Raw genomic sequence first — 20,963 nt, 5'->3', positions numbered from 1 at the left:
ATGGCAATATTATCATCTCACTTACTTAATTCAGTTAATGGAACTCATGCGAGTGGAGTTAAAGTAATAATCAATCAAATAAATTCATCTGGTATTAAAAAAATATTTTTTGAGACTCAAACTGATGATGGAGGAAGAATTTTAAAAGAATTTGAACTTTCAAATGAAGATTGTGCTTCTGAATATGAAATGATTTGTAAAACTGCAGATTATTTTTCTGAAAAGAAAATTATTTCTGAAATAGTAATTAAATTTAAAATGGAAGATCCAAAAAAGAAATACCATTTACCAATTATAATATCTCCAAATGGATATTCAATTTGGTGGTCAGAATAAAATAACCAATGATTAAATCTGGTTTAAATATGTCTAGGCGTATAAGAAGGACGCCTTATACAAACAAAGTGGAAGAATTTGGTGTAACTGGATTTACAGTTGTCAACCATATGCTTTTGCCAAAAGCATATAAAAAAAATGTTGAAGAAGATTATTGGCATCTTAAAGAGCATGTTCAATTATGGGATGTATCATGTCAAAGGCAAGTTCAAGTAGAAGGTCCAGATGCTGAAACTTTAATTCAAAAAATGACACCTAGAAACATTTCAAATATGAAAATTGGAAAATGTTTATACATTCCACTAATCGATGAAAATGCAGGAATGATAAATGATCCTGTACTACTTAAAGTTGATAATAATAAATTTTGGCTATCTATTGCAGATTCAGATATTTTGTTATGGGCAAAAGGAATTTCGGTAGGCTTAGGTTTAAATGTAAAAATAAATGAACCAGATATTTATCCATTAGCTATCCAGGGTCCTAAAGCAGAGGATTTATTAGCTTCTGTGTTTGGTGAAAAAATCAGAGAAGTCAAATTTTATAATTTTGGCTTTTTTAACTTTCACGGAACACAACAAGTTATAGCGAGAGCTGGCTACAGCAAGCAGGGAGGTTTTGAAATTTTCTTAAAAGGATATGACTTGGGTGAAAATTTATGGGATACAATATGGGAAGCAGGAAAAAAATTCAATATATCTCCAGGATGCCCTAATTTAATTGAAAGAATTGAAGGTGGATTAATGTCGTACGGTAATGATTTTACTAGTGAAAATAACCCACTTGAATGTAATTTAGAAAAATTTTGTACAAAAGACAGTTCTCATAATTTTATTGGAGAAAATGCTTTAAATAAAATTCGTGAAGAAGGAATCAAACAAAAAATCAGAGGAATTATTTTTGATGGTGGCCCATGCCCAACTTGCGCTAAACCCTTCCCTGTTTTTAAAGATAAAGTTCAAATCGGACAAATCACCTCGGGTATTTATTCACCAAGAATAAAAAAAAATGTTGGTCTCTCAATGATTTTAAAAGATTATTGGAATATTGATGAAGAAGTAAAAGTTCTAACATCCGATAATTTGATGAGAACAGGCGTCATAACCTCTTTACCATTTCCTAAATAAGAATATAAATTAGTTAACTTTTAGAAAAATGTATAAAACAGTAATAGCAGGTTATTCAAGATCACCTTTCACAATGGCAAAAAAAGGTGAATTAATAGATGTAAAACCAGTTAATCTACTTGCTGAGGTTATAAATAACCTTGTTTTAAAAACTAATATAAACAAAGCTGATATTGAAGATATTGTAATTGGTTGTGCATTTCAAACAGGAGAACAGTGTTTTAACATTGGAAAACTTGTGAGTTTTTTAACTAATATGGAAATCAAAACTTCTGGAATGACAGTTGATAGATGGTGTGGATCATCAATGGAAGCAATACATATTGCTGCTGGAAAAATAGCTATGGGTTCTGGAAAAGTTTTTATTTGTGGCGGAGTTGAGAGTATGACAAGAGTAAATACAGGCTTTGATCCATTGCCATATCCTTACACTGAAAAAGAGAACCCGAATGTATATTTTGCGATGGGAACTACTGCCGAAAATGTTGCTAAACAATATTCTATCTCTAGAAGAGAGCAACAAGAATTTGCAATATCAAGTCATGAAAAAGCATTCAATGCTCAATCAAATGGTAACTTTAACAATGAAATTGTTACGATAGGGAATTGCTCTAAAGATAGCAATATAAGACCTAATAGTAATCAAGAAAAATTAGATAGTTTAAAATTAGCTTTTGACTCAAATGGAACTGTAACAGCAGCAACCTCTTCACCACTAACTGATGGTGCAGCTGCAACTTTAATTTGTGAAGAACAATACGCTAAACATAATAATTTAGAAATTCTTGGAAGAATAGTATCTACTGCAGTTCAAGGATGTAAACCGGAAACTATGGGTTTAGGGCCAATTGGAGCTTCCCAAAAAGCATTGGAAAGGGCAAAATTAAATATCAAAGATATTGATTTAATAGAACTAAATGAAGCTTTTGCTTCTCAATCGCTGGCTTGCATAAGAGATTTAAAAATTGATCAAAACAAAGTTAACATTGAAGGTGGTGCATTAGCTTTAGGACATCCACTTGGAGCAACAGGCGCAAGAATTGTTGGAAAAGCTGCTCAATTATTAAAGAGAGAAAATCAAAAGTATGCATTGGCTACACAATGTATTGGACTAGGTATGGGTATAGCGACAATAATTGAGTCTGTAGATTAAAAACTTAATATGCAACAACTCCCTTTTGACAAAAGATCTGGAAAAATTTGGTTTAATAATGAATTATGTGAGTGGCAAGATGCCAGAGTTCATATCATTAGTCATGGCATGCATTATGCAAGTTTAGTTTTTGAAGGCTTGAGAGTTTATAATTCGAAAATTTTTAAATTAGAAGAGCATACAGACAGACTTTTTAAATCTGCAAAAATTCTGGATATGAAAATTCCATATTCATACAATGAAATTATTGAAGCTACAAAAAAACTTGTCTCAGATCAAAATATTCAAAATGGTTATATAAGACCGTTTGTTTGGAGAGGAAGTGAAATGATGGGAGTTTCTGCTCAGAGTACTAAGATTAATGTGGCTATAGCAATATGGGACTGGCCGACATACTTTGATCCAGATTTAAAATTAAAAGGAATTAAATTAAACATTTCTAAATGGCAAAGACCACCACAAAATTCTTCGCCGTGGGAAAGTAAAGCCGCAGGTTTATATATGATTTGTACACTCTCAAAACATCAAGCAGAAAAAGATGGGTATACAGACTCTTTAATGTTGGATCATGAGGGTAATATAGCTGAAGCTACAAGTGCTAATATTTTTTTCAAAGATGAAAATAATCAACTTCATACCCCTATTCCAGACTCGTTTTTAGATGGAATAACAAGAAAAACAGTAATAGAGCTTGCAAAGTCAAAAAATATCAAGATCCACGAAAGAAAAATTTCTCCTAATGAATTAAACAATTTTAAAGGATGTTTTATCACAGGTACAGCTGCGGAAATAACACCAGTAGGAAAAATACTAGATTATAATTTTGAAGTTTGTAATTTAATTAAAGATTTATCAGTAAGTTACGAAAAACTTGTAGGAAAATAAACTAAACTTCTTAATTTAACGATTAATTCCTCTTAATCTTTCAGATCTTCTTCTTAATAATTCTGCACTAATCAAGATTAAAGTCGAAAGAATAATTAAACATGTTGCAACAGCAAGAATTGTTGGACTTAACTGTTCTCTAAGACCTGTCCACATTTGAACTGGAATTGTAGTATTTTCTAAACCAGCAAGAAATAAAACTACAACTACTTCATCAAATGAAGTTACAAATGCAAACAAACCTCCTGATATTACTCCTGGTAATATTAAAGGAAGAGTGATTTTCATGAACGTATTTACAGGGTTACTCCCTAAACTAGCTGCTGCTCTTGTTACACTATGATCAAATCCAGATAGTGTTGCTGTCACTGTAATTACAACAAATGGAGTTCCTAGTATTATGTGAGCAAAAACTATTCCTGTATGAGTTGCTGCTAAACCAACCTTTGCCATGAAAAAGAAAATTGCAACACCTGATATAATTAATGGGACAATCATTGGAGAAATAAGAGTTGCCATTATAATTCCTTTATAAGGCATGTGCCTACTACTTAATCCTAACGCAGCTAGTGTCCCTAGTATTATGGATCCTATTGTTGCAAATATCGCGATTATAAAACTATTTTTTGCTGCTAATCCCCAAGGGTTTTTAGTTCCATAGACCATATCCTTATACCACCTTAGGGAAAAGGCATCAGGATCAAGATTTTTCATACCCTCAGAAAAAACTAAAAATTCTTCAGCATTAAAGGATAGCGGGAATATTACGAACAAAGGTGCAACTAAAAAGAAAAATACAAAAGTACAAATGGCTAAATAAAAATAATGCCAAATTCTATAACGAGTTTCTGTATAACTTGGTAATGCCATATTTATCCTAATTTAATATTGTCTACCCCAACTAGTTTATTATAAATCCAATAAATAACTAAAACTCCAGTTAACAACATTAAACCCATTGCAGAGGCAAAGCTCCAATCTAGAGTTGTTTTCATATGATATGCAATCTGGTTACTTATTAATGTCCCTGACGCCCCACCAACTAATGCAGGTGTAATGTAATATCCAATTGCTAAAATAAATACCAACAAGCATCCCGCTCCTATACCTGGAATAGTTAATGGAAAATAAACTTTCCAAAACGCAACAAAAGGAGTACCTCCTAAAGATTTTCCTGCTCTCATTAAGCTTGGAGAGATTGTTTTCATAACACTATAAAGTGGAAGAACCATAAATGGCAACAATATCTGTGTCATCGCTACATAGGTGCCTACTTTATTGTACATCATTTCAGGCCTGTTATCGTCTGCAACTAATCCTATCATTACAAAGAAATCATTAACGACTCCTTGTTGCTGTAATAAAATCATCCAACTCGCAGTTCTGACTAATAATGAAGTCCAAAATGGAAGAAGAACACAAATCATTAATAAATTTGAGTATTTCATTGGTAATGTTGCTAATAAATGAGCTATCGGATATCCCATTAAAAAGCAAAATACAGTTACAAAAAAAGCAATTTCAAGAGTTCTTAACCACAAAATTCTATGAATTCTTCTGTCTTCATCTACTTGGGCAATACTTCCATCAGCAGCATAATACATGTCCATACCTTTTAGATATTTAGCTAACGTATAAGGTGGCGCTGTTCTTTTTATAGCCTGCCAATACTCAACTTTACCCCAGTTTTTATGAACTTTCATCATCTGTTCTTTAATGCTAGCAGTTTCATCTATCTTTTTTCTTTTTATATTTCTAAACAACCTTTTGGTTGTTGAATTAAAACCATTTTTTTCTTTATTTAATCTTTGACCTAGTTTTCCATGTTCTTGTTTTTCAACTAAAGCTTTATAGTCATAATAAAAAGCTGAAAAAACTTCTTCAGGAGGTAGTTCTTTTCCATCCCATTTTTCCATTTCCTTAAATGTTTTAGGAAGCATATTGGTGATCATTTTGTCATCAATACTTCTCGTGAACATTTCTCCGATTGGAAATATATAAGTAATGACTAAAAATAACAATAAAGGTGCAACTAGAAGAAAGGCTTTAATCTTATTCTTCCGTTCAGCTTTTTTCAAACTGACCTCTAATGGTATTCCGTCAGTTGTTAAAATTTGTTTTGCTTCAGAGTTCATAAAAAAATAGGGCGGTTACTATATAACCGCCCTAAATATATTATATAAATTCAGTGTTTAAAACTGAAATTATAGGCCTGCTTTGAAAGCTTCCCACTTCTCACCAATCTCTGTTCCATAGTCAGCCCAGAAGAATGGGTCTACTAAGAAATAGTTTTTAGTGTTAGCAGGAGCAGTTGGCATTTGAGGCATCATTTCTGTTTTACCATCTTTGTACCATGGTTCACCAGCAGTGATTACATCAAGAGAAGATTTTCTCCATGGAGCGTACGCAATGTACTTCGCGCTACCAGCTAACATCTCAGTGTTGGTCATCATAGCTAAAGCTTTTTTAGCATTCGCTTCATCTGGACCACCCTTAACTAAAGCAAAGTATTCGTAGTCAAGACCTTGACCATCCCATACTTGTTTAATTGGAGCACCTTCACCAACTTCAGCATTGAAGAATCTTCCGTTCCAACCAGTTGCCATTACAACTTCACCAGCAACTAATAATTCAGGTGGTTGAGCACCTGCAGACCAGAACACACATCCACCATTTGGATCTGTACATAGTTTTTCAATTTTAGCTAACGCTCTGTCGATTCCACCGTCTTCTAAAAGTTTTCTGTAAACTCTAGTTCCGCCGTCACCTAACTTCACGCCATCCGCAGCTAAAGCAATTTCTAAATTAGTTAAAGCACTAGTATAGATTGCTCTTTTTCCAGGAAACTTTTTAGTATTAAAGAAATCTTTAATAGTTTTTGGCGTCTGATTACTAAAAGCTCTTGTATCATAAGCATAGTTCCAAGAATATAAGATGTTTCCTACAGCACATTCACTAGGCATGTCTGTGAAGAAGTCTTCACTTGCAGGAGTTCCATCTGGTGCAGCTGGGAAGTCTTTGTCAAAATCAAATTTAACAAATAAACCTTCGTCACATCCGTTAATTGTATCGAATGCAAAAAGGTCGATGATATCCCAAGTGATAGCACCCGCTTCTTTTTGTGCTTTGATTTCTGATAAACCACCAGAGTAGTCAACCCAGTTGATATCTACTCCAAGTGCCTTAGCAGTTGGATCACCATACCCTAACTTTTGAGACTCTGTATAAGCTCCACCCCAAGATGCAACAGTAACTGCAAATGCTGATGAAGTTATTGAAAGAGCAAAAGAAAGAGCAAGTAATAATTTACTTAATTTTTTCATTATTCCTCCGTTTAAACGTTAATATAAATTAATTTATATAATGAAGTACACCAAAATGAGCAAGTGAAGTCAACAGTTCATTTTATCTTATAATGATTTGGGTTTTTTAATTGATACTATTTTGGATCTAAAGCTCTAGCATCAACACTGTTCCAACCAATATTGATATCCTCTTTTACTTTTAGCTCAAGGTTAGAGGTGCTGTTTGGAACTTTTAATATAAACTCAGAACTACCAAGTAAATCCAATCTAACTCTTGTGTGATCTCCATGATAAATGACTTCTTCAATTTTTCCAGTAAACATATTATCCATTTTATCAGTTGGATTTATTAACGCTCTTTCTGGTCTTAAAGATACTGTAGTTTTTTCACCTTTTGATTTTACCGAAATAGGGTTAGCTAATATTTCTGCATTACCTAATTTAACTTTGCATTTATCTTTATCTATATCAGAGACCTCGCCATTAAATGTATTATTTTCACCAATAAATTCTGCAACGAAAGAGTTTACTGGTTTCTCATATAGTTCTGCTGGATCTGATAACTGCTGAACTTTACCATCATTAAATACAGCTATTCTGTTTGACATAGTAAGAGCTTCACTTTGATCATGTGTAACATAAACAACTGTTACACCAATGCTTTCATGAATATGTTTAATTTCATACTGCATGCTCTCTCTTAAATTTTTATCTAATGCACCAAGTGGCTCATCCATTAAAACAACAGCGGGATCAAATACTAGTGCTCTTGCAACAGCAACCCTTTGTTGTTGTCCTCCAGAAAGTTGTGCTGGCATTCTAGACTCAAATCCATTTAAAGAAACCATCGATAAAGCTTTATCTACTTTTTTATCAATTTCATCTTTTTCAACTTTTCTTACTCTTAAAGGAAAAGCTAAATTTTCGTAAACTGTCATGTGTGGAAACAGTGCATAATTTTGGAACACCATTCCAATTCCTCTTTTGTGAGGTGGAATGTTTGAAATAATATTTCCGTCTAATAAAATTTCTCCATTAGTTGGAGTTTCAAATCCAGCTAACATCATTAAACAAGTTGTTTTACCTGAACCAGATGGTCCAAGCATTGTTATAAATTCACCTTCAGCAATATCTAATTGTAGGTCTTTAACGACAAGTACTTTCCCGTCATAACTTTTATCTACTTTATCAAATTTTACGAATTCTGGATTTTTAGACATAAAATTGATTATTAAACATTTGTGAAAGTAGATTTCAATAGTAAATTAACTCTTGATATGAAGCTCTTTTGGAAAATTACAAAATAACTCTGACCCGTTTTCTGTAACCCTAATAGCCTCAGACGCCTCAACACCCCAGTCACCAAACTGCATCACAGCAATCATATGAAAACAAACATTAGGCTCAAGAACTGTCTTGTCTCCTTTATATATATTAAGAGTATGCTCTCCCCAGTCAGGAGGATAACCAATTCCTATTGAATAACCAGTTCTTGATCTTTTTTCGATACCGTATTTGTCTAATATTTTCCAGAAAGCTTGAGCAACATCATCCACAGTATTTCCAGCTTTAATTGCTTCAATTCCTGAGTTTAAGGCTTCAATAGTTTTGTTCATGGTATCAATTTTTAACTGATTAGGCTCTCCAAGTAGTACAGTTCTAGCCATAGGAGCATGATATCTTTTATAAACTCCAGAAAGCTCAATAATTGTTGCTTCTCCCTCTACGAATTTATCTTGAGTAGCGGTTAAATGTGAAGCAGAAGTACCTTTTCCTGTTGGAAGAAGAGTTGCAATACTTGAATATTCACCGCCAAATTCCTCTGTTCCATAAAAAAGTGCTTTTTGAATTTCACCAACCGCATCGCACTGCCTTACACCAGGTTTAATGACTTCCATTGCAGTTTTCATTCCTTGTTCTGAAATTTTTGCTGCAGATTTCATATAATTTATTTCTGCGTCAGATTTTGTAAATCTTGCCCAATTCACCAATCGATCACTGTCTTTTATTTTGGCATTTGGCAAACCTTGTTTTATTTTTTCATAACAAAAAGCTGTGAAATAATGAGCATCCATCTCTAATCCGATTGATAGATTATCCCATTTTCTCTCTTTAATTATTTCAACTAATCTATCGTAGGGATGTTTTGGCCAAGTATGAATATATTCTTCATCATACACTAAAATATTTTCATCTTTTAAATAAGTTTTTATATAAGCCCCACCTGCATCTTGAGCTCTTACAAAACATAATGGTTCATCAGCATTTACATGAACGATTGCACATTGAGCATAATAGAATGACCAGGCGTCATAACCAGTTAGATAATATAAATTATTAGTGTCATGAGAAATTAAAAGTTCAATGCCTTTTTCTTGCATCATTTTTTGAACCTTTTTTAATCTTTGTTTGTATTCTTCTTTAGTAAATGACATTAGTTAACCTCAAATAGTTTTCCAAATCCCTCAACAGAGTTATTTTTATTTATTTTTACAAGTGTATCCCAAATTAATGCTTGATTGCTAGATAAAACTACTGTGTTTAATTTTTTTTCAAGTTTATCAATAATTGGTAATACAGGTAGTGCTGTACACGAAACAAACAAAGCCTCTGCCCCATTTAAATCAATTTTAGATAATACTTCATATAAATAGTCTTGATCTACTTTACCAATGTCATAATCAGCTTCGATATCAAAGTAAGAATTAGAGGTAATTTCAAATCCCTCGGTTTTAAAATAATCTAAAACTTCATCATTTAGTTTTTTACTATAAGGTGTGAACAAAGAAATTTTTTTTATATTTAATTTTTTTAAAGCTTTAATTGCTGCAGTGCTTGGCGTTGTAACATCAGCCATTGGTTTTGCTGCTTTTACTTTTTGTTCAATAGAATTATATCCAGCTGCAATGGTCCCAGAGGTACAACCATAAACAACACAATCAATATCTTGATCTGGTAAAATATCTTTTGCAACCTCAGTTACTTTATTAGACATTTTAATCAGGTTTTCTCGAGTTAATGGATTGTAACACTCAATACGGTTAACAAAAAAATCAATTTTCCTGTCTTTTATGACATTAATAAAATCTCTCTCAATCATAAAATCACTTGCAAGAGCTATTAAGCCAACTCTTGGATTTGATTTACTAATGTATTTTGGATCTATTTTTGTTGAATTCATATTTTAAAAGATGAATATATCAGAAGTTCTTTAATAATCATTAATATTAAATTTACGACATGAATTTAAAAGATACCTTCATTGCATCATTGGTTCCGATTTTTTTAGGCTTTGGTTTTGTCATTGCAAAACCAGCATTTGAATCTTTTCCACCAATTTTATTAATGGGTTTAAGATTTATATTTGCAGCATCAATTTTAGTCTGGTGGTTTCCAATACCAAGAGGTTATTTGCTAAAAATATTAATAGCTTCTTTAATAGCTAATACTTTGCAATATAGTATCACTTACTCTGGTTTAGACTTGATTGATGCATCTTCTGCAGTTTTATTGGTTCAAATGGAGGTGCCGTTTGGAGTTATTTTTGCTTACTTTATGCTTAAAGAGAAACCAACAATTAGAGCTATAATTGGTATTGGTATAGCATTTATCGGTGTTTATGTTTTAACTGGCTCACCAAATTTAGATGGAAAAATTATTGGTATTGGATTGACAATACTAGGCTCTGCTATTTGGGCTCTTGGGCAAGTAATGGTGAAACCTTTAAGTAAAGAAATTAATCCTTTAGCATTGGTTGCTTGGATGGCATTATTTTCTGGTCCAATTTTAATATTACTATCAGCAATCATTGATGGAAATACTATAAATTATATCTCTAATGCAAAAATTGATCATTGGATTATTGCAATCTACATTGGTTTTATAATGCAGCCTGTAACATATGGTTGCTTTTATTATGTCATAAAAAATAATCCAATTTATAAAGTTCTACCAATTGTAACTATGGGAATTCCTCCAACAGGATTATTAGCTGCAATTTTTCTTTTGGGAGAAGAGCCGACAAAAGAACTATTCATTGGTGGAGCAATAATAATTGTTGGTGTCATATTAATAGTTTTTACAAAAAATAAAAAAGAAGAGGTAAAATAATGAAGATAGGTTTTATTGGTCTAGGAAATGTGGGTGCTAAACTTGCAGGAAGTTTACTGAGAAATGGATTTGACTTAACTGTAAGAGATGTAGATCAAAATTTAACAGATCAATTTAAAAGTTCTGGTGCAAAAGTTGCAAACTCTGGAAAAGAACTTGCAGAGCAAGTTGATCTTATAATTACTTCTTTACCATCAATAAAAGTAAGTGCAGAAGTTATGGAAGCTGAAGATGGAGTGCTTCAAGGCCTTTCTGAAAATAAAATCTGGCTTGAAATGAGTACTACTGATGAAGCTGAGGTAAAGAGAATTGGAAAAAAAGTAATTGCAAAAAAAGCTATACCTTTAGATGGCCCTGTAAGTGGTGGTTGTCATAGAGCTGCAACAGGAAATATTGCAATTTTTGTAGGTGGTGAGAGAAAAGCATTTGAAAAAATTTTACCTGTCTTAACAGTAATGGGTAGAAAAGTATTGCACACCGGTGAATTAGGTACAGCAAGTACTCTAAAAGTAATTACAAATTATTTAGCTTCAGTACATTTGGTTGCTTTAGGAGAAGCTTGGACAGTTGCTAAAAAATCTAATCTAGATCTTGAAAAAACATTTAAAGGAATTGCGGCATCATCAGGAAATTCATTTGTTCACGAAACTGAAAGTCAAGTAATCTTAAATGGATCTTATAATATAAATTTTACTATGGATTTAGTTTTAAAAGATACAGGTTTATTTGATGATCTAGCAAAAAAGTTAAAAGCTCCACTAGAAATATCTCCAAAAATTGTTGCAATATTTAAAGATGGACAAAAAAAATATGGTTCAAGAGCATGGTCTTCAATGATAGTAAAAAGAATGGAGGATTTAAATAACATTAATTTTAGGGCTAAAGGATTTCCAGAAGAATTAACTGACAACGAGCCTGAGCAAAAAGGATATGAGATTTAGTGCAAATTAAAGACAATTTTTTAAGCAAAGAAGAATTCAATCAGCTAAATAAAACTTTTCACTTAGCTAGTTTCCCTTGGTACTTTATACCTTTTAAAGTTCAGCCAGATGATGACTATTATCAATTTTATCATCTATTTGTAGCGAAAGGAAAAGTACACTCAAAATATTATGATATTTTACATCCTCTATTAACAAAATTAGAGGCAAAAAAAATTTTGAGAATAAAAGCAAATCTTACTCTTAAACAAGCTACAAATACTTCGTCAGAAATGCATATAGATTTTAAAGATTGTAAGACATCAATATTTTATTTGAATTCAAATAATGGTTATACTCAGTTTGAGAGAGGTGACAAAATTATAAGTAAAGAAAATCGTGTAGTTGTTTTTGATTCTAACTTAAAACATTGTGCTGTAGATTGCACAGATACAAAATATAGAATAGTTATTAATTTTAATTATTTATAATGTTAGATAAAAGAAAATTTTATATTGATGGTGAATGGGTTGATCCAATTAAGAAGAATGACTTTGATGTTATCAATCCATGTAATGAAGATCCTTGTGCGGTAATTTCTCTAGGATCTACAGAAGATACAAATAGAGCAGTAAAAGCCGCAAAAAAAGCTTTTGAAACTTGGAAAGAAACCTCAAAAGAAGAACGAGTTAAATTATTAGAAAAATTATTAACTATTTATAAAAAAAGATTTAATGAAATGGCTGAAGCTATTTCACTTGAAATGGGCGCTCCAATGGATTGGTCGACTGATGTTCAAACTGCATCAGGAAGAGATCATTTAGAAGATTTTATATTAAGACTTAAAAACTTTGACTTTGAAGAACATTTTGATGAAAAATCAAATAACCATATTTGTTATGAACCAATTGGAGTTTGTGGATTAATAACTCCTTGGAATTGGCCAATAAATCAAATCGCTCTTAAAGTTGCTCCTGCATTTGCAACTGGTTGTACAATGATTTTAAAACCTTCAGAAATTGCTCCTATATCAGGAATGTTATTTGCAGAAATGATCGATGAAGCAGGTTTTCCAAAAGGAGTTTTTAATTTAGTAAATGGCGATGGTGTAGGAGTTGGAACAGACATTTCAAGTCACCCAGATATTGATATGGTTTCTTTTACAGGCTCAACAAGAGCTGGTAAATTAATTTCTAAAAATGCCGCTGATACAATTAAAAGAGTTTGTCTTGAACTAGGTGGCAAAGGTGGAAATATTGTTTTTGCTGACAGTTATAAAGATGCAGTAAGAGATGGTATCCGAAATGTAATGAGTAACTCAGGACAATCATGTGATGCACCTACAAGAATGTTGGTTGAAAAATCTATTTACCAAAGAGCAGTTAAAGAGGCTGTTGATGAAGCTAATAAAATTAAAGTTGATCAAGCAACTAAAAAAGGAGATCATATTGGTCCTGTAATATCAAAGGTTCAGTATGATAAAATTATAAATCTTATTGAAAGTGGAATTTCTGAGGGAGCAACTTTAGCTGCAGGAGGGCCAGAATTACCAAACGGTTTAAATAAAGGATATTTTATCAAACCAACTATTTTCACTGATGTTACGAATGAGATGAGAATTGCAAAAGAAGAAATCTTTGGACCTGTTTTATCAATCATTCCGTTTGATACTGAAGATGAAGCAGTGAAAATTGTAAACGATACTTCTTATGGTTTAGGAAATTATCTTCAAACAAATGATAAAGAAAAAGCACATAGAGTTGCAAAAAAATTAAGATCAGGATGTGTCTACATAAACGGTAATGCAGCTGATGTTGGAACTCCTTTTGGTGGTTACAGACAATCTGGAAATGGTAGAGAAGGAGGAGTTTGGGGATTGGAAGAATTTTTAGAAGTAAAAAATGTAACTGGTTGGAATTAATTTGAATTTCTCAAATACCTTAATCTTCCAATAATTTCATCACGATCCATGTAATATCCTTGAAGGTGCCTATGACCTGAATTTGGATCAAATTCTGTTCTCCCATGGAGCAACCTTCTATTGTTGAAAGTAAATATATCTCCTGGCCCTAATCTAAATTTAATTTGAAATTTATCATCGTGTAATAAATTTCCAAATCGATGATGAGCTTTGTAAACTTTGTCCATTAAATCAGGATGGCAATCTAGGGCATCCATAGTTGCAACACTAAATCTAATGTCATGGTAATCATTATCTTTAGTCAAAGAAATTGCTGGTGCATAATAACTTCTTACCGATTCTTGAGTATAGTCCATGTCTCTAAATTTAAGGTGAACATTAACTAGTGTATCAAAAATTTCCTTTTCATTTTTTCTTAAATAATCTGCTACTGCAAATCCATCTACAGCGGAAGAATCTCCACCATTTGCAGAATTGACCAAACAGTGAAGAAATTGATATCCTGGAGGTGTTTCAAACCAAGGTAAATCCATATGATTTCTAAGAGCATGAGCTGTGTAAGCAGAATTATTTGGTTTTGGAATATTTATTACCTCAAATGGAGTTTTAAAAAAAGTTTCTCTAGTATGACTAATTCTATTTAAAACTTTAAACCCAGAGTTCTCATCTGTCGGTGCATTTTTTACAATTGCAATTCCAGTATGATGCAAAAGTTCCAACCATTTTATTAATCCTTCATCTGAATTAATAATCTCATCATGATCAATCTCTACAGTTTTTAAGTGATCCTGGAGAGAATTATCCCAAAGCTTGTAGGGTGATTTGTATTCTAAATTGTTTTTAATTGTATAACAATTATCTCTCAGCCATTTTTGATCAAAATAACTAACATGATCTCCCTCACTCCACTCAATTTGGAGTTTACCATCATTGTTCAAAGAAAATTTTTTAGGATTTATATCTTTGGATACTTTAAGAATATTAAACATTCTATGACGAGAGTCTTTGTCGTGTGCTGTAGGACAATTATCTCTTAACCACAAATAATTAAACTTACTTTTTTTTCCATCACTCCAATCAACTTCTAAATTAGTAGAATTTTTAGTTATATTTTCAATTTTATAATTTTGTTCCATCAACTTTTATAATTTGAATTTTCACGATCTAATTTTCTTAATAATGCAGCCCACTCTGTTTTTCCATCATAATTATAATCATCTGAACTACTCATATTGTCCCAAAAATAAGCAGCTTTTTGTTTGTCTATTTCATGTTTACTTAATCCCATTGATAAATTTTTAACTTGAACAGTACATGCTTGTTCTAAATAATAAGCTCTAAAAAAAGCTTCTGCAGCAGTTTTACCTACAGTGTAGTATCCATGATTTCTTGTAATTAAAATATCGTGCTTCCCTATAAGGTTTTCAAATTTTTTTCCAAAATCTTTATCTTCAACAAATTCGTAATCAATATATCCAATTAAATGATTTAAATAGACTGCTGCTTGTGATAGATGCATCAAACCTTCTTTTGTCCCTCCAACTGCCATAACATCGTTAGCGTGTCCATGAACATAAAAGTTAACATCAGAACGTGAATTAAAAATCCATTGTGCAAGATTAATACAACCATCATTTAACCATGGTCCATCTGAATTTATTTTTCTTCCATCTTTATCAATCTTAACTAAAGATGACGCTGTAATCTCTTCATAAAACATTCCATAAGGATGAACAAATGAACAATCTTTATCTTCCGCTGATCTCGCTCCCGCACATTGATTAGCTAAATCAGTCATCCCATACATGTGTAAAATTCTATAAAGTGCTGATAGTTCGCATCGAACATCATGATCTGATTTGCTCATAAATTAAATGATTATTTAAATGACTAACAAAATCAAACAAAATCGAATTTAGAAGAATCAATTAAAAGTTGTATAGAAATTGTTTTACATTGTGCGCCATGAACTGTTAGAACTTAATTGATGTCAAAAATCGAAATTAACAACGTTTATAAAATCTTTGGTAATAATCCAAAATCAGTACTTCCAATGGTCAAGGAAGGATCAACTAAAGACGAAATATTAGAAAAAACTGGGCATACAGTTGGATTAGATAATGTTTCTCTTAAAATTGAAGAAGGTGAAACGTTTGTTTGCATGGGTCTTTCAGGCTCAGGAAAATCTACATTAATTAGACATTTAAATAGACTTATAGATCCAACCGATGGTGAAATTTTGGTTGAGGGCACAAATGTGATGTCGCTTGATAAAGAAAAGCTAATTGAGTTTAGAAGACACAAAATGAGTATGGTCTTCCAAAGGTTTGGTTTATTCCCACATAAAACAGTTTTGCAAAATGTTGGATATGGTTTGGAAATGCAAGGCAAAGCAGAAGATGAGAGAAATAAAATCTCAATGGAAAAAATTGATGCTGTTGGATTAAATGGATTTGAAAATCAATATCCAAATCAATTATCTGGAGGAATGCAGCAGCGTGTTGGTTTAGCAAGAGCATTAGCAACAGATACAGACATAATGTTAATGGATGAAGCTTTTAGCGCTCTAGATCCACTAATAAGAAGTGATATGCAAAAACAACTTATTGATCTTCAATCAGAATTAAAAAAAACAATTGTATTTATTACTCATGATCTTGATGAATCATTGAGACTAGGTGACCATATTGGAATTTTAAATTCAGGAAAATTAGTACAAGTTGGAACACCAGAAGAAATTATAATGAACCCTGCAGATGATTATGTAAAAGCTTTTGTTAAAGATGTTAATAGAGCAAAAGTGATCAAAGCAAAAATAATTATGAAAAATTTAAATGAGTCTGAAAATATAGATAAATCAAACGTTATTAAAGTAAATGAAGATCAATTTATTGAAGAATTTTTACCTCAAATAGTTTGTTCAGACTCAAATTGTGAAGTAGTTGATAAGAATGGTAATATTAAGGGTTATATTACTAATCAAGAATTACAGTCTTCTTTAACTAAATCTTAAAATAATATTATTTAGCAAATCTTTTATATTTTGGAAGTTTGTCATTGATTTGATAAAAATCTGACTTTGAACCTACAAATATATTTCTAAAAGTTTTTAGTTTTGTTTTACCATCAAACATCCCTGCAGAAATTGAAACATTGTCAGATTTCTCAACTTTAAAAAATATACTCGCTCCACATTTATTGCAAAAACCTCGCTTGGAATTCTTAGATGACTTAAACCACTTTAAAGTAGTTTTGTTCAAAAATTTAATTTCTTTATCTTTAATATTTGTATAAGCACCAAATATACCATGAGTTTTCCTACATTTCGTACAATGGCAATTGGATACACTCCTAAGTTTATTAAGTGTTTTAAACTTTACACCTTTGCATAAACAGCTGGCTGTTAAGACTTTTTTCATAAAAACTTTATTATATGATATTAATATTAAATTAAAAAATTAAATGTCTGTTTTTCTTAAAAGCTTCAATATCACAAAGAACTGGGTTGATTATAACAATCATATGAACATGGCTTATTATGTTTTAATATTTGATGAAGCGTGGGAAGTAGCGCTTGAAAAGTTTAAAATGGGAGCAAGTGCAGCAAAAAATCTAAATAGAAGCACTATGGTTGTCGAGACAAACACCAAATATCTTAATGAGGTCAAAGAAGGAGAATCCGTTGATATAATCCTTACTTACTTTGACCATGATAAAAAACGATTACATTTAAAAATGGAAATGGTTGCAAAAGAGACTAAAAAAGTCTCAGCATCAATGGAATGGATATCTCTATATATTGATCTCAGCAAAAGAAAGGTAACAGAATTCGAGGAAGAAAAGTTAAAGTTGATGGCTGCTTTTATCAAGAAAAACCAAGCTGAATTTTCAAATGAAAATCTTTTATTCACTTCAAAACTTAAGAAATAATTAAATATTATTCATTATCTTATTTTGGTATAGGTGCGAAATGAGTACCGACAATAACTCTAAAGGAATTGTTCTTATTATTATTGCAATGACTTTATTTGCAATGCAGGACTCACTAATCAAATTTATATTTGAAAAAGCAGCTTTATATGAAATTTTTTTTGGCAGATACTTTGTTGCTGCAATTTTACTGTTTTGCTACATCAAATTTAAAAAGCAAAAGGTTAGTTTAAAAACCCACTATCCAATATTAACTTTGGTAAGGGTTGTTTTACACTTTTTGGCTTTTTCAGCGTTTTTTATTTCTCTTACTTACATGCCATTAGCAACAGCTAATGCACTTTTTTTCTCTTGCCCTTTTTTTGTATCAATCTTTGCCAAATTTTTTTTAAAGGAATTTATTGGTATTAGAAGATGGTCTGCAATTGTATTTGGTTTTATAGGGGTGTTTATAGTTTTAGATCCAAATTTTTCAGACTTTGAATACAAAAGTCTACTTCCAGTTGGATGTGCATTTTTTTATGCAGCCTCTATGACAATTACAAAATATACCTCTGACAAAGATGATGTAAACACTCAACTATTTTATTTCTATTTAATTGCGCTCATATTATGTGGAGCTATTTATCTCTTTATAGGCAATGGTCAGTTTAACAATTCTAATTTTGATCCAACAACTCAATTTATTTTTAGAGAATGGTTTTCTAACTTTGATTACACATGGAAATTTATATTATTTTTTGGTGTAGCAGCATCAATTGCTTTTCTTTGTATATTTTCTGCATACATAGTTGCATCTCCATCGGTTGTTTCTTTATTTGAATACTCTCTAATTATAATGTCGATGATACCAGGGTATTTCCTATTTAACGAGATTCCATCTGGAAGAACATTTCTAGGGGTTGCGTGTATAATAGCAGCTGGAATATACATATATTTAAGAGAGAAAGTCAGAGAGCAATACATTGCAACAGAAACACCTGTTAGAAGATGACCAAAAATTATATACCCACAATTAACATATCATCACTTATCAAAAATAATTTTGAGACCCTGAGTGCGTTAAAAACAATTAAAGAAATTGAGAAAGCTTGTATAAATATAGGTTTTTTTCAAGTGACGGGACATGGTCTTAATTTGAAAGAAATTAATAAAATATGTGAAATAGGAAACAAGTTCTTCAATTTGTCAGACAGTAAAAAAAGGAAATTGTCACCAAAAAAATGGAATAAAAAAAATAACAATCTTTACAGAGGTTATTTTCCAAATGATGTAAATGGAAAAGAGGGTTTGGATATAGGAGATTTAAAAATTACTAAGAAATATTCTTCAAAAACCAGAAACCAATACATTGAATATTTAGATCTAAATAAATGTTTTAACAAAACTTCTATTGAGGCCTTAAACAAATATTTTGAAAATATTTACAATTTGAGTGAAACTTTGTTTAAAAGTGTAATTAAATTAAATAAACTTGATCCAAATATTTCAAATAAAGCTTTTTCAAGGTTAAAAACTTTAAGCACTTTAAGATTTAATTATTATCCAAATCAAACAAGACCAGTGGAGATATCTAAACAAGATGGAGTAGCACTTGGATGTGAAACGCATGTAGATAGTGGAATATTTACAGTTCTATATCAAGATAAAAAAGGTGGTCTTCAAGTACAGAATAGAAAAACGAAAAAATGGTATGATGTACCATTTAATAAAAAAGCTTTAGTAGTAAATACAGGAAGGGCTTTAGAGTTTTTAAGTCAAGGTAAATTTAAAGCTACAAATCACAGAGTATTATGGAATAAAAGCAAGAGACTTTCCGTTCCATTCTTCTTTGAGCCCTCTTATGACTTTAAAATGAGTAAATCTTTCCTTAATTCAAAAAAATATTCTAACACAGGTATGATTTATGAAAAATTTCTAAATCAATCTTTAAAAAAATTTATTGAATATCAACGTTAGAATAATTTAAGTCGTTGAAAATTTATTATTAAATTTTATAAACAATTTAGTTTGATGTCTAAAGTATTTGATTTATTCATAATAGGTGGCGGTATAAATGGAGCCGGTATCGCAAGGGATGCTTCTGGAAGAGGTTTGTCTGTATGTTTAGCAGATAAAGGAGAAATAGGAGGCGCAACTTCTTCTTGGTCAACAAAATTAATTCATGGTGGTCTTCGTTATCTGGAAAATTATGAATTTAAATTAGTAAGAGAGTCTCTTAAAGAAAGAGAAATTGTTTACAAAATTGCAAGACACATCTCAAAACCAATTCCATTCATTATTCCTCATACTGATAAAATTAGACCAGCATGGTTAATTAAATTTGGTTTACTTTTGTATGATAATTTAGGTGGAAAAACTAATATTCCAAAATCAAAAACATTAGATCTTAGTAAAAAATTTCCAAATATTCTTAAGGAGAAATTCAAAACTGGTTTTCAATATTACGATATTCAAATTGATGATAAAAAATTAACAAAACTAAATGCACAAGATGCAAAAAAAAACAAAGCCAAAATACTAGAATACAATAAAGTTAAAAAAGCTGAAATTATTAATAATAAATGGGTGATTAGTCTTCAAGATAGAAAAAAAATAAAATCAAAAGTTTTAATAAATGCATCAGGACCATGGATAAATGAAACTTTGCATAAAAATATAAAAATAAAATCTAAGAATAAAATCAGATTAGTTAAAGGTAGTCACATAATTACAAAGAAATTATACAAAGAAGATGTTGCATTTACATTTCAAAATACAGACAAAAGAATAATTTTTGTAATTCCCTATAAAAAGAAATTTTCATTAATTGGAACAACTGAGGTGGAAGTTAAATCGCCAGAAAATACTGTAATATCAAAACAAGAAACTCAATACTTAATTCGGTCCGTGAATAATTATTTAAAAAAACAAATTAGCAAAAAAGATATAGTTGATACTTATTCAGGAATAAGACCTCTAATAGAGGATTTTAAAGAGGCCTCAAAAGTTACAAGAGATTATGTTTTTGATTTACAAATTGTAAAAAAATTGCCACTTTTAAACATTTATGGAGGAAAACTTACTACATACAGAAAGTTATCTGAGAAAGTCCTATTAGATCTTAAAAAGTTTTTACCAAAAACAAAAAAAGGCCCATGGACAGATAAAAAGAAGCTTTTTTAGATTTCCACTGCTATTAAAAAGTGATATCGTTATTTTATAAAGCGATACATAACTCGTCGTTAAAATCAAAGATTTACGAAAGTGGGATCGGTCGTCTTTAAATTAATTTTT

General features: G+C 31.1%; 22 protein-coding genes. 13 read left to right on the top strand and 9 right to left on the bottom strand.

Annotated elements, in window-relative coordinates; all coding sequences use genetic code 11:
- Genes ACTTAX_RS07075 through ACTTAX_RS07060 form a run of 4 tightly spaced genes read left to right on the top strand, consistent with a single transcriptional unit; the run spans position 1 to position 3,501 of the window.
- On the top strand, positions 1-336 hold the full coding sequence (locus ACTTAX_RS07075; protein ID WP_440693942.1) for a hydroxyisourate hydrolase: 336 nt from the start codon (positions 1-3) through the stop codon (positions 334-336).
- An 8-nt stretch (positions 337-344) separates the two neighbouring features.
- Positions 345-1,463, top strand: coding sequence for a dimethylsulfoniopropionate demethylase (locus ACTTAX_RS07070; protein ID WP_440693941.1), 1,119 nt, complete (start codon positions 345-347; stop codon positions 1,461-1,463).
- A 28-nt stretch (positions 1,464-1,491) separates the two neighbouring features.
- Positions 1,492-2,616, top strand: a complete 1,125-nt coding sequence (locus ACTTAX_RS07065; protein ID WP_440693940.1) for a thiolase family protein — start codon at positions 1,492-1,494, stop codon at positions 2,614-2,616.
- A gap of 9 nt (positions 2,617-2,625) precedes the next feature.
- Positions 2,626-3,501 carry a branched-chain amino acid aminotransferase gene (locus ACTTAX_RS07060; RefSeq protein WP_440693939.1) on the top strand — a complete coding sequence of 292 codons (876 nt, stop codon included), beginning with the start codon at positions 2,626-2,628 and terminating at the stop codon, positions 3,499-3,501.
- 15 nt (positions 3,502-3,516) lie between these two features.
- On the opposite strand, the gene ACTTAX_RS07055 is transcribed toward ACTTAX_RS07060, so the two are convergent.
- The 6 genes from ACTTAX_RS07055 to ACTTAX_RS07030 form a co-directional block, all read right to left on the bottom strand.
- A complete protein-coding gene (locus ACTTAX_RS07055; protein ID WP_440693938.1) occupies positions 3,517-4,371 on the bottom strand; it encodes an ABC transporter permease in 855 nt (284 codons plus the stop codon).
- Between the two features lie 2 nt (positions 4,372-4,373).
- Entirely contained in the window at positions 4,374-5,636 is a 1,263-nt protein-coding gene (locus ACTTAX_RS07050) for an ABC transporter permease (protein ID WP_440693937.1), read from the bottom strand.
- Positions 5,637-5,705: 69 nt separating this feature from the next.
- A complete protein-coding gene (locus ACTTAX_RS07045; RefSeq protein WP_440693936.1) occupies positions 5,706-6,824 on the bottom strand; it encodes an extracellular solute-binding protein in 1,119 nt (372 codons plus the stop codon).
- Positions 6,825-6,940: 116 nt separating this feature from the next.
- The gene (locus ACTTAX_RS07040; protein WP_440618131.1) at positions 6,941-8,026 is read right to left on the bottom strand and encodes an ABC transporter ATP-binding protein; all 1,086 of its coding nucleotides are present in this window, start codon (positions 8,024-8,026) and stop codon (positions 6,941-6,943) included.
- Positions 8,027-8,071: 45 nt separating this feature from the next.
- The gene (locus ACTTAX_RS07035; RefSeq protein WP_440693935.1) at positions 8,072-9,241 is read right to left on the bottom strand and encodes a M24 family metallopeptidase; all 1,170 of its coding nucleotides are present in this window, start codon (positions 9,239-9,241) and stop codon (positions 8,072-8,074) included.
- Entirely contained in the window at positions 9,241-9,987 is a 747-nt protein-coding gene (locus ACTTAX_RS07030) for a maleate cis-trans isomerase family protein (RefSeq protein WP_440693934.1), read from the bottom strand. The genes ACTTAX_RS07035 and ACTTAX_RS07030 overlap by 1 nt, the downstream gene beginning before the upstream one ends.
- A gap of 59 nt (positions 9,988-10,046) precedes the next feature.
- Here ACTTAX_RS07030 and ACTTAX_RS07025 point away from each other — a divergent pair, with 59 nt between their 5' ends.
- Genes ACTTAX_RS07025 through ACTTAX_RS07010 form a run of 4 tightly spaced genes read left to right on the top strand, consistent with a single transcriptional unit; the run spans position 10,047 to position 13,757 of the window.
- Positions 10,047-10,916 carry a DMT family transporter gene (locus tag ACTTAX_RS07025; RefSeq protein ID WP_440693933.1) on the top strand — a complete coding sequence of 290 codons (870 nt, stop codon included), beginning with the start codon at positions 10,047-10,049 and terminating at the stop codon, positions 10,914-10,916.
- Positions 10,916-11,857, top strand: coding sequence for an NAD(P)-dependent oxidoreductase (locus ACTTAX_RS07020; RefSeq protein ID WP_440693932.1), 942 nt, complete (start codon positions 10,916-10,918; stop codon positions 11,855-11,857). The genes ACTTAX_RS07025 and ACTTAX_RS07020 overlap by 1 nt, the downstream gene beginning before the upstream one ends.
- Positions 11,857-12,327, top strand: a complete 471-nt coding sequence (locus ACTTAX_RS07015) for a 2OG-Fe(II) oxygenase (protein ID WP_440693931.1) — start codon at positions 11,857-11,859, stop codon at positions 12,325-12,327. The genes ACTTAX_RS07020 and ACTTAX_RS07015 overlap by 1 nt, the downstream gene beginning before the upstream one ends.
- Entirely contained in the window at positions 12,327-13,757 is a 1,431-nt protein-coding gene (locus ACTTAX_RS07010; RefSeq protein ID WP_440693930.1) for an aldehyde dehydrogenase family protein, read from the top strand. The genes ACTTAX_RS07015 and ACTTAX_RS07010 overlap by 1 nt, the downstream gene beginning before the upstream one ends.
- On the opposite strand, the gene ACTTAX_RS07005 is transcribed toward ACTTAX_RS07010, so the two are convergent.
- Both ACTTAX_RS07005 and ACTTAX_RS07000 read right to left on the bottom strand, forming a co-directional pair.
- The gene (locus tag ACTTAX_RS07005) at positions 13,754-14,893 is read right to left on the bottom strand and encodes a TauD/TfdA family dioxygenase (protein WP_440693929.1); all 1,140 of its coding nucleotides are present in this window, start codon (positions 14,891-14,893) and stop codon (positions 13,754-13,756) included. The two genes, ACTTAX_RS07010 and ACTTAX_RS07005, sit on opposite strands and share 4 nt — an antisense overlap.
- The gene (locus ACTTAX_RS07000; protein WP_440693928.1) at positions 14,893-15,624 is read right to left on the bottom strand and encodes a class II aldolase/adducin family protein; all 732 of its coding nucleotides are present in this window, start codon (positions 15,622-15,624) and stop codon (positions 14,893-14,895) included. The genes ACTTAX_RS07005 and ACTTAX_RS07000 overlap by 1 nt, the downstream gene beginning before the upstream one ends.
- A gap of 120 nt (positions 15,625-15,744) precedes the next feature.
- Between ACTTAX_RS07000 and ACTTAX_RS06995 the strand changes: the two genes are divergently transcribed.
- Positions 15,745-16,770 carry a quaternary amine ABC transporter ATP-binding protein gene (locus tag ACTTAX_RS06995; RefSeq protein ID WP_440614059.1) on the top strand — a complete coding sequence of 342 codons (1,026 nt, stop codon included), beginning with the start codon at positions 15,745-15,747 and terminating at the stop codon, positions 16,768-16,770.
- A gap of 7 nt (positions 16,771-16,777) precedes the next feature.
- Here the strand turns inward: ACTTAX_RS06995 and ACTTAX_RS06990 are convergent, their stop codons facing one another.
- Entirely contained in the window at positions 16,778-17,176 is a 399-nt protein-coding gene (locus ACTTAX_RS06990) for a GFA family protein (protein WP_440693927.1), read from the bottom strand.
- A gap of 43 nt (positions 17,177-17,219) precedes the next feature.
- Here ACTTAX_RS06990 and ACTTAX_RS06985 point away from each other — a divergent pair, with 43 nt between their 5' ends.
- From ACTTAX_RS06985 to glpD, 4 genes are read left to right on the top strand one after another with little or no spacing between them, the layout of a single operon-like run.
- Positions 17,220-17,687: a thioesterase family protein gene (locus ACTTAX_RS06985; protein ID WP_440693926.1), complete on the top strand. Its 468-nt coding sequence runs from the start codon at positions 17,220-17,222 to the stop codon at positions 17,685-17,687.
- 40 nt (positions 17,688-17,727) lie between these two features.
- Positions 17,728-18,681, top strand: coding sequence for a DMT family transporter (locus tag ACTTAX_RS06980; protein ID WP_440693925.1), 954 nt, complete (start codon positions 17,728-17,730; stop codon positions 18,679-18,681).
- Entirely contained in the window at positions 18,678-19,646 is a 969-nt protein-coding gene (locus ACTTAX_RS06975; protein ID WP_440693924.1) for a 2OG-Fe(II) oxygenase family protein, read from the top strand. Before ACTTAX_RS06980 ends, ACTTAX_RS06975 begins: the two co-directional genes overlap by 4 nt.
- A 54-nt stretch (positions 19,647-19,700) precedes the next feature.
- Complete coding sequence (gene glpD, locus ACTTAX_RS06970; protein ID WP_440693922.1) at positions 19,701-20,852, top strand: glycerol-3-phosphate dehydrogenase; 1,152 nt, start codon at positions 19,701-19,703, stop codon at positions 20,850-20,852.
- Positions 20,853-20,963: the final 111 nt, after the last annotated feature.

The organism is Candidatus Pelagibacter sp. HIMB1695, from assembly GCF_052047655.1.
In the GTDB taxonomy this organism is placed as follows: domain Bacteria; phylum Pseudomonadota; class Alphaproteobacteria; order Pelagibacterales; family Pelagibacteraceae; genus Pelagibacter.
The sequence above is the reverse complement of the archived record's forward strand: the minus strand, read 5'-3'. Positions and strand labels throughout refer to the sequence as shown.

Bases quoted from the DNA above. Each gene is read 5' to 3' on its own strand.
- ACTTAX_RS07075 (WP_440693942.1), top strand. From the start codon at position 1: ATGGCAATATTATCATCTCACTTACTTAATTCAGTTAATGGAACTCAT.
- ACTTAX_RS07070 (WP_440693941.1), top strand. From the start codon at position 345: ATGATTAAATCTGGTTTAAATATGTCTAGGCGTATAAGAAGGACGCCT.
- ACTTAX_RS07065 (WP_440693940.1), top strand. From the start codon at position 1,492: ATGTATAAAACAGTAATAGCAGGTTATTCAAGATCACCTTTCACAATG.
- ACTTAX_RS07060 (WP_440693939.1), top strand. From the start codon at position 2,626: ATGCAACAACTCCCTTTTGACAAAAGATCTGGAAAAATTTGGTTTAAT.
- ACTTAX_RS07055 (WP_440693938.1), bottom strand. From the start codon at position 4,371: ATGGCATTACCAAGTTATACAGAAACTCGTTATAGAATTTGGCATTAT.
- ACTTAX_RS07050 (WP_440693937.1), bottom strand. From the start codon at position 5,636: ATGAACTCTGAAGCAAAACAAATTTTAACAACTGACGGAATACCATTA.
- ACTTAX_RS07045 (WP_440693936.1), bottom strand. From the start codon at position 6,824: ATGAAAAAATTAAGTAAATTATTACTTGCTCTTTCTTTTGCTCTTTCA.
- ACTTAX_RS07040 (WP_440618131.1), bottom strand. From the start codon at position 8,026: ATGTCTAAAAATCCAGAATTCGTAAAATTTGATAAAGTAGATAAAAGT.
- ACTTAX_RS07035 (WP_440693935.1), bottom strand. From the start codon at position 9,241: ATGTCATTTACTAAAGAAGAATACAAACAAAGATTAAAAAAGGTTCAA.
- ACTTAX_RS07030 (WP_440693934.1), bottom strand. From the start codon at position 9,987: ATGAATTCAACAAAAATAGATCCAAAATACATTAGTAAATCAAATCCA.
- ACTTAX_RS07025 (WP_440693933.1), top strand. From the start codon at position 10,047: ATGAATTTAAAAGATACCTTCATTGCATCATTGGTTCCGATTTTTTTA.
- ACTTAX_RS07020 (WP_440693932.1), top strand. From the start codon at position 10,916: ATGAAGATAGGTTTTATTGGTCTAGGAAATGTGGGTGCTAAACTTGCA.
- ACTTAX_RS07010 (WP_440693930.1), top strand. From the start codon at position 12,327: ATGTTAGATAAAAGAAAATTTTATATTGATGGTGAATGGGTTGATCCA.
- ACTTAX_RS07005 (WP_440693929.1), bottom strand. From the start codon at position 14,893: ATGGAACAAAATTATAAAATTGAAAATATAACTAAAAATTCTACTAAT.
- ACTTAX_RS07000 (WP_440693928.1), bottom strand. From the start codon at position 15,624: ATGAGCAAATCAGATCATGATGTTCGATGCGAACTATCAGCACTTTAT.
- ACTTAX_RS06995 (WP_440614059.1), top strand. From the start codon at position 15,745: ATGTCAAAAATCGAAATTAACAACGTTTATAAAATCTTTGGTAATAAT.
- ACTTAX_RS06990 (WP_440693927.1), bottom strand. From the start codon at position 17,176: ATGAAAAAAGTCTTAACAGCCAGCTGTTTATGCAAAGGTGTAAAGTTT.
- ACTTAX_RS06985 (WP_440693926.1), top strand. From the start codon at position 17,220: ATGTCTGTTTTTCTTAAAAGCTTCAATATCACAAAGAACTGGGTTGAT.
- ACTTAX_RS06980 (WP_440693925.1), top strand. From the start codon at position 17,728: ATGAGTACCGACAATAACTCTAAAGGAATTGTTCTTATTATTATTGCA.
- ACTTAX_RS06975 (WP_440693924.1), top strand. From the start codon at position 18,678: ATGACCAAAAATTATATACCCACAATTAACATATCATCACTTATCAAA.
- glpD (WP_440693922.1), top strand. From the start codon at position 19,701: ATGTCTAAAGTATTTGATTTATTCATAATAGGTGGCGGTATAAATGGA.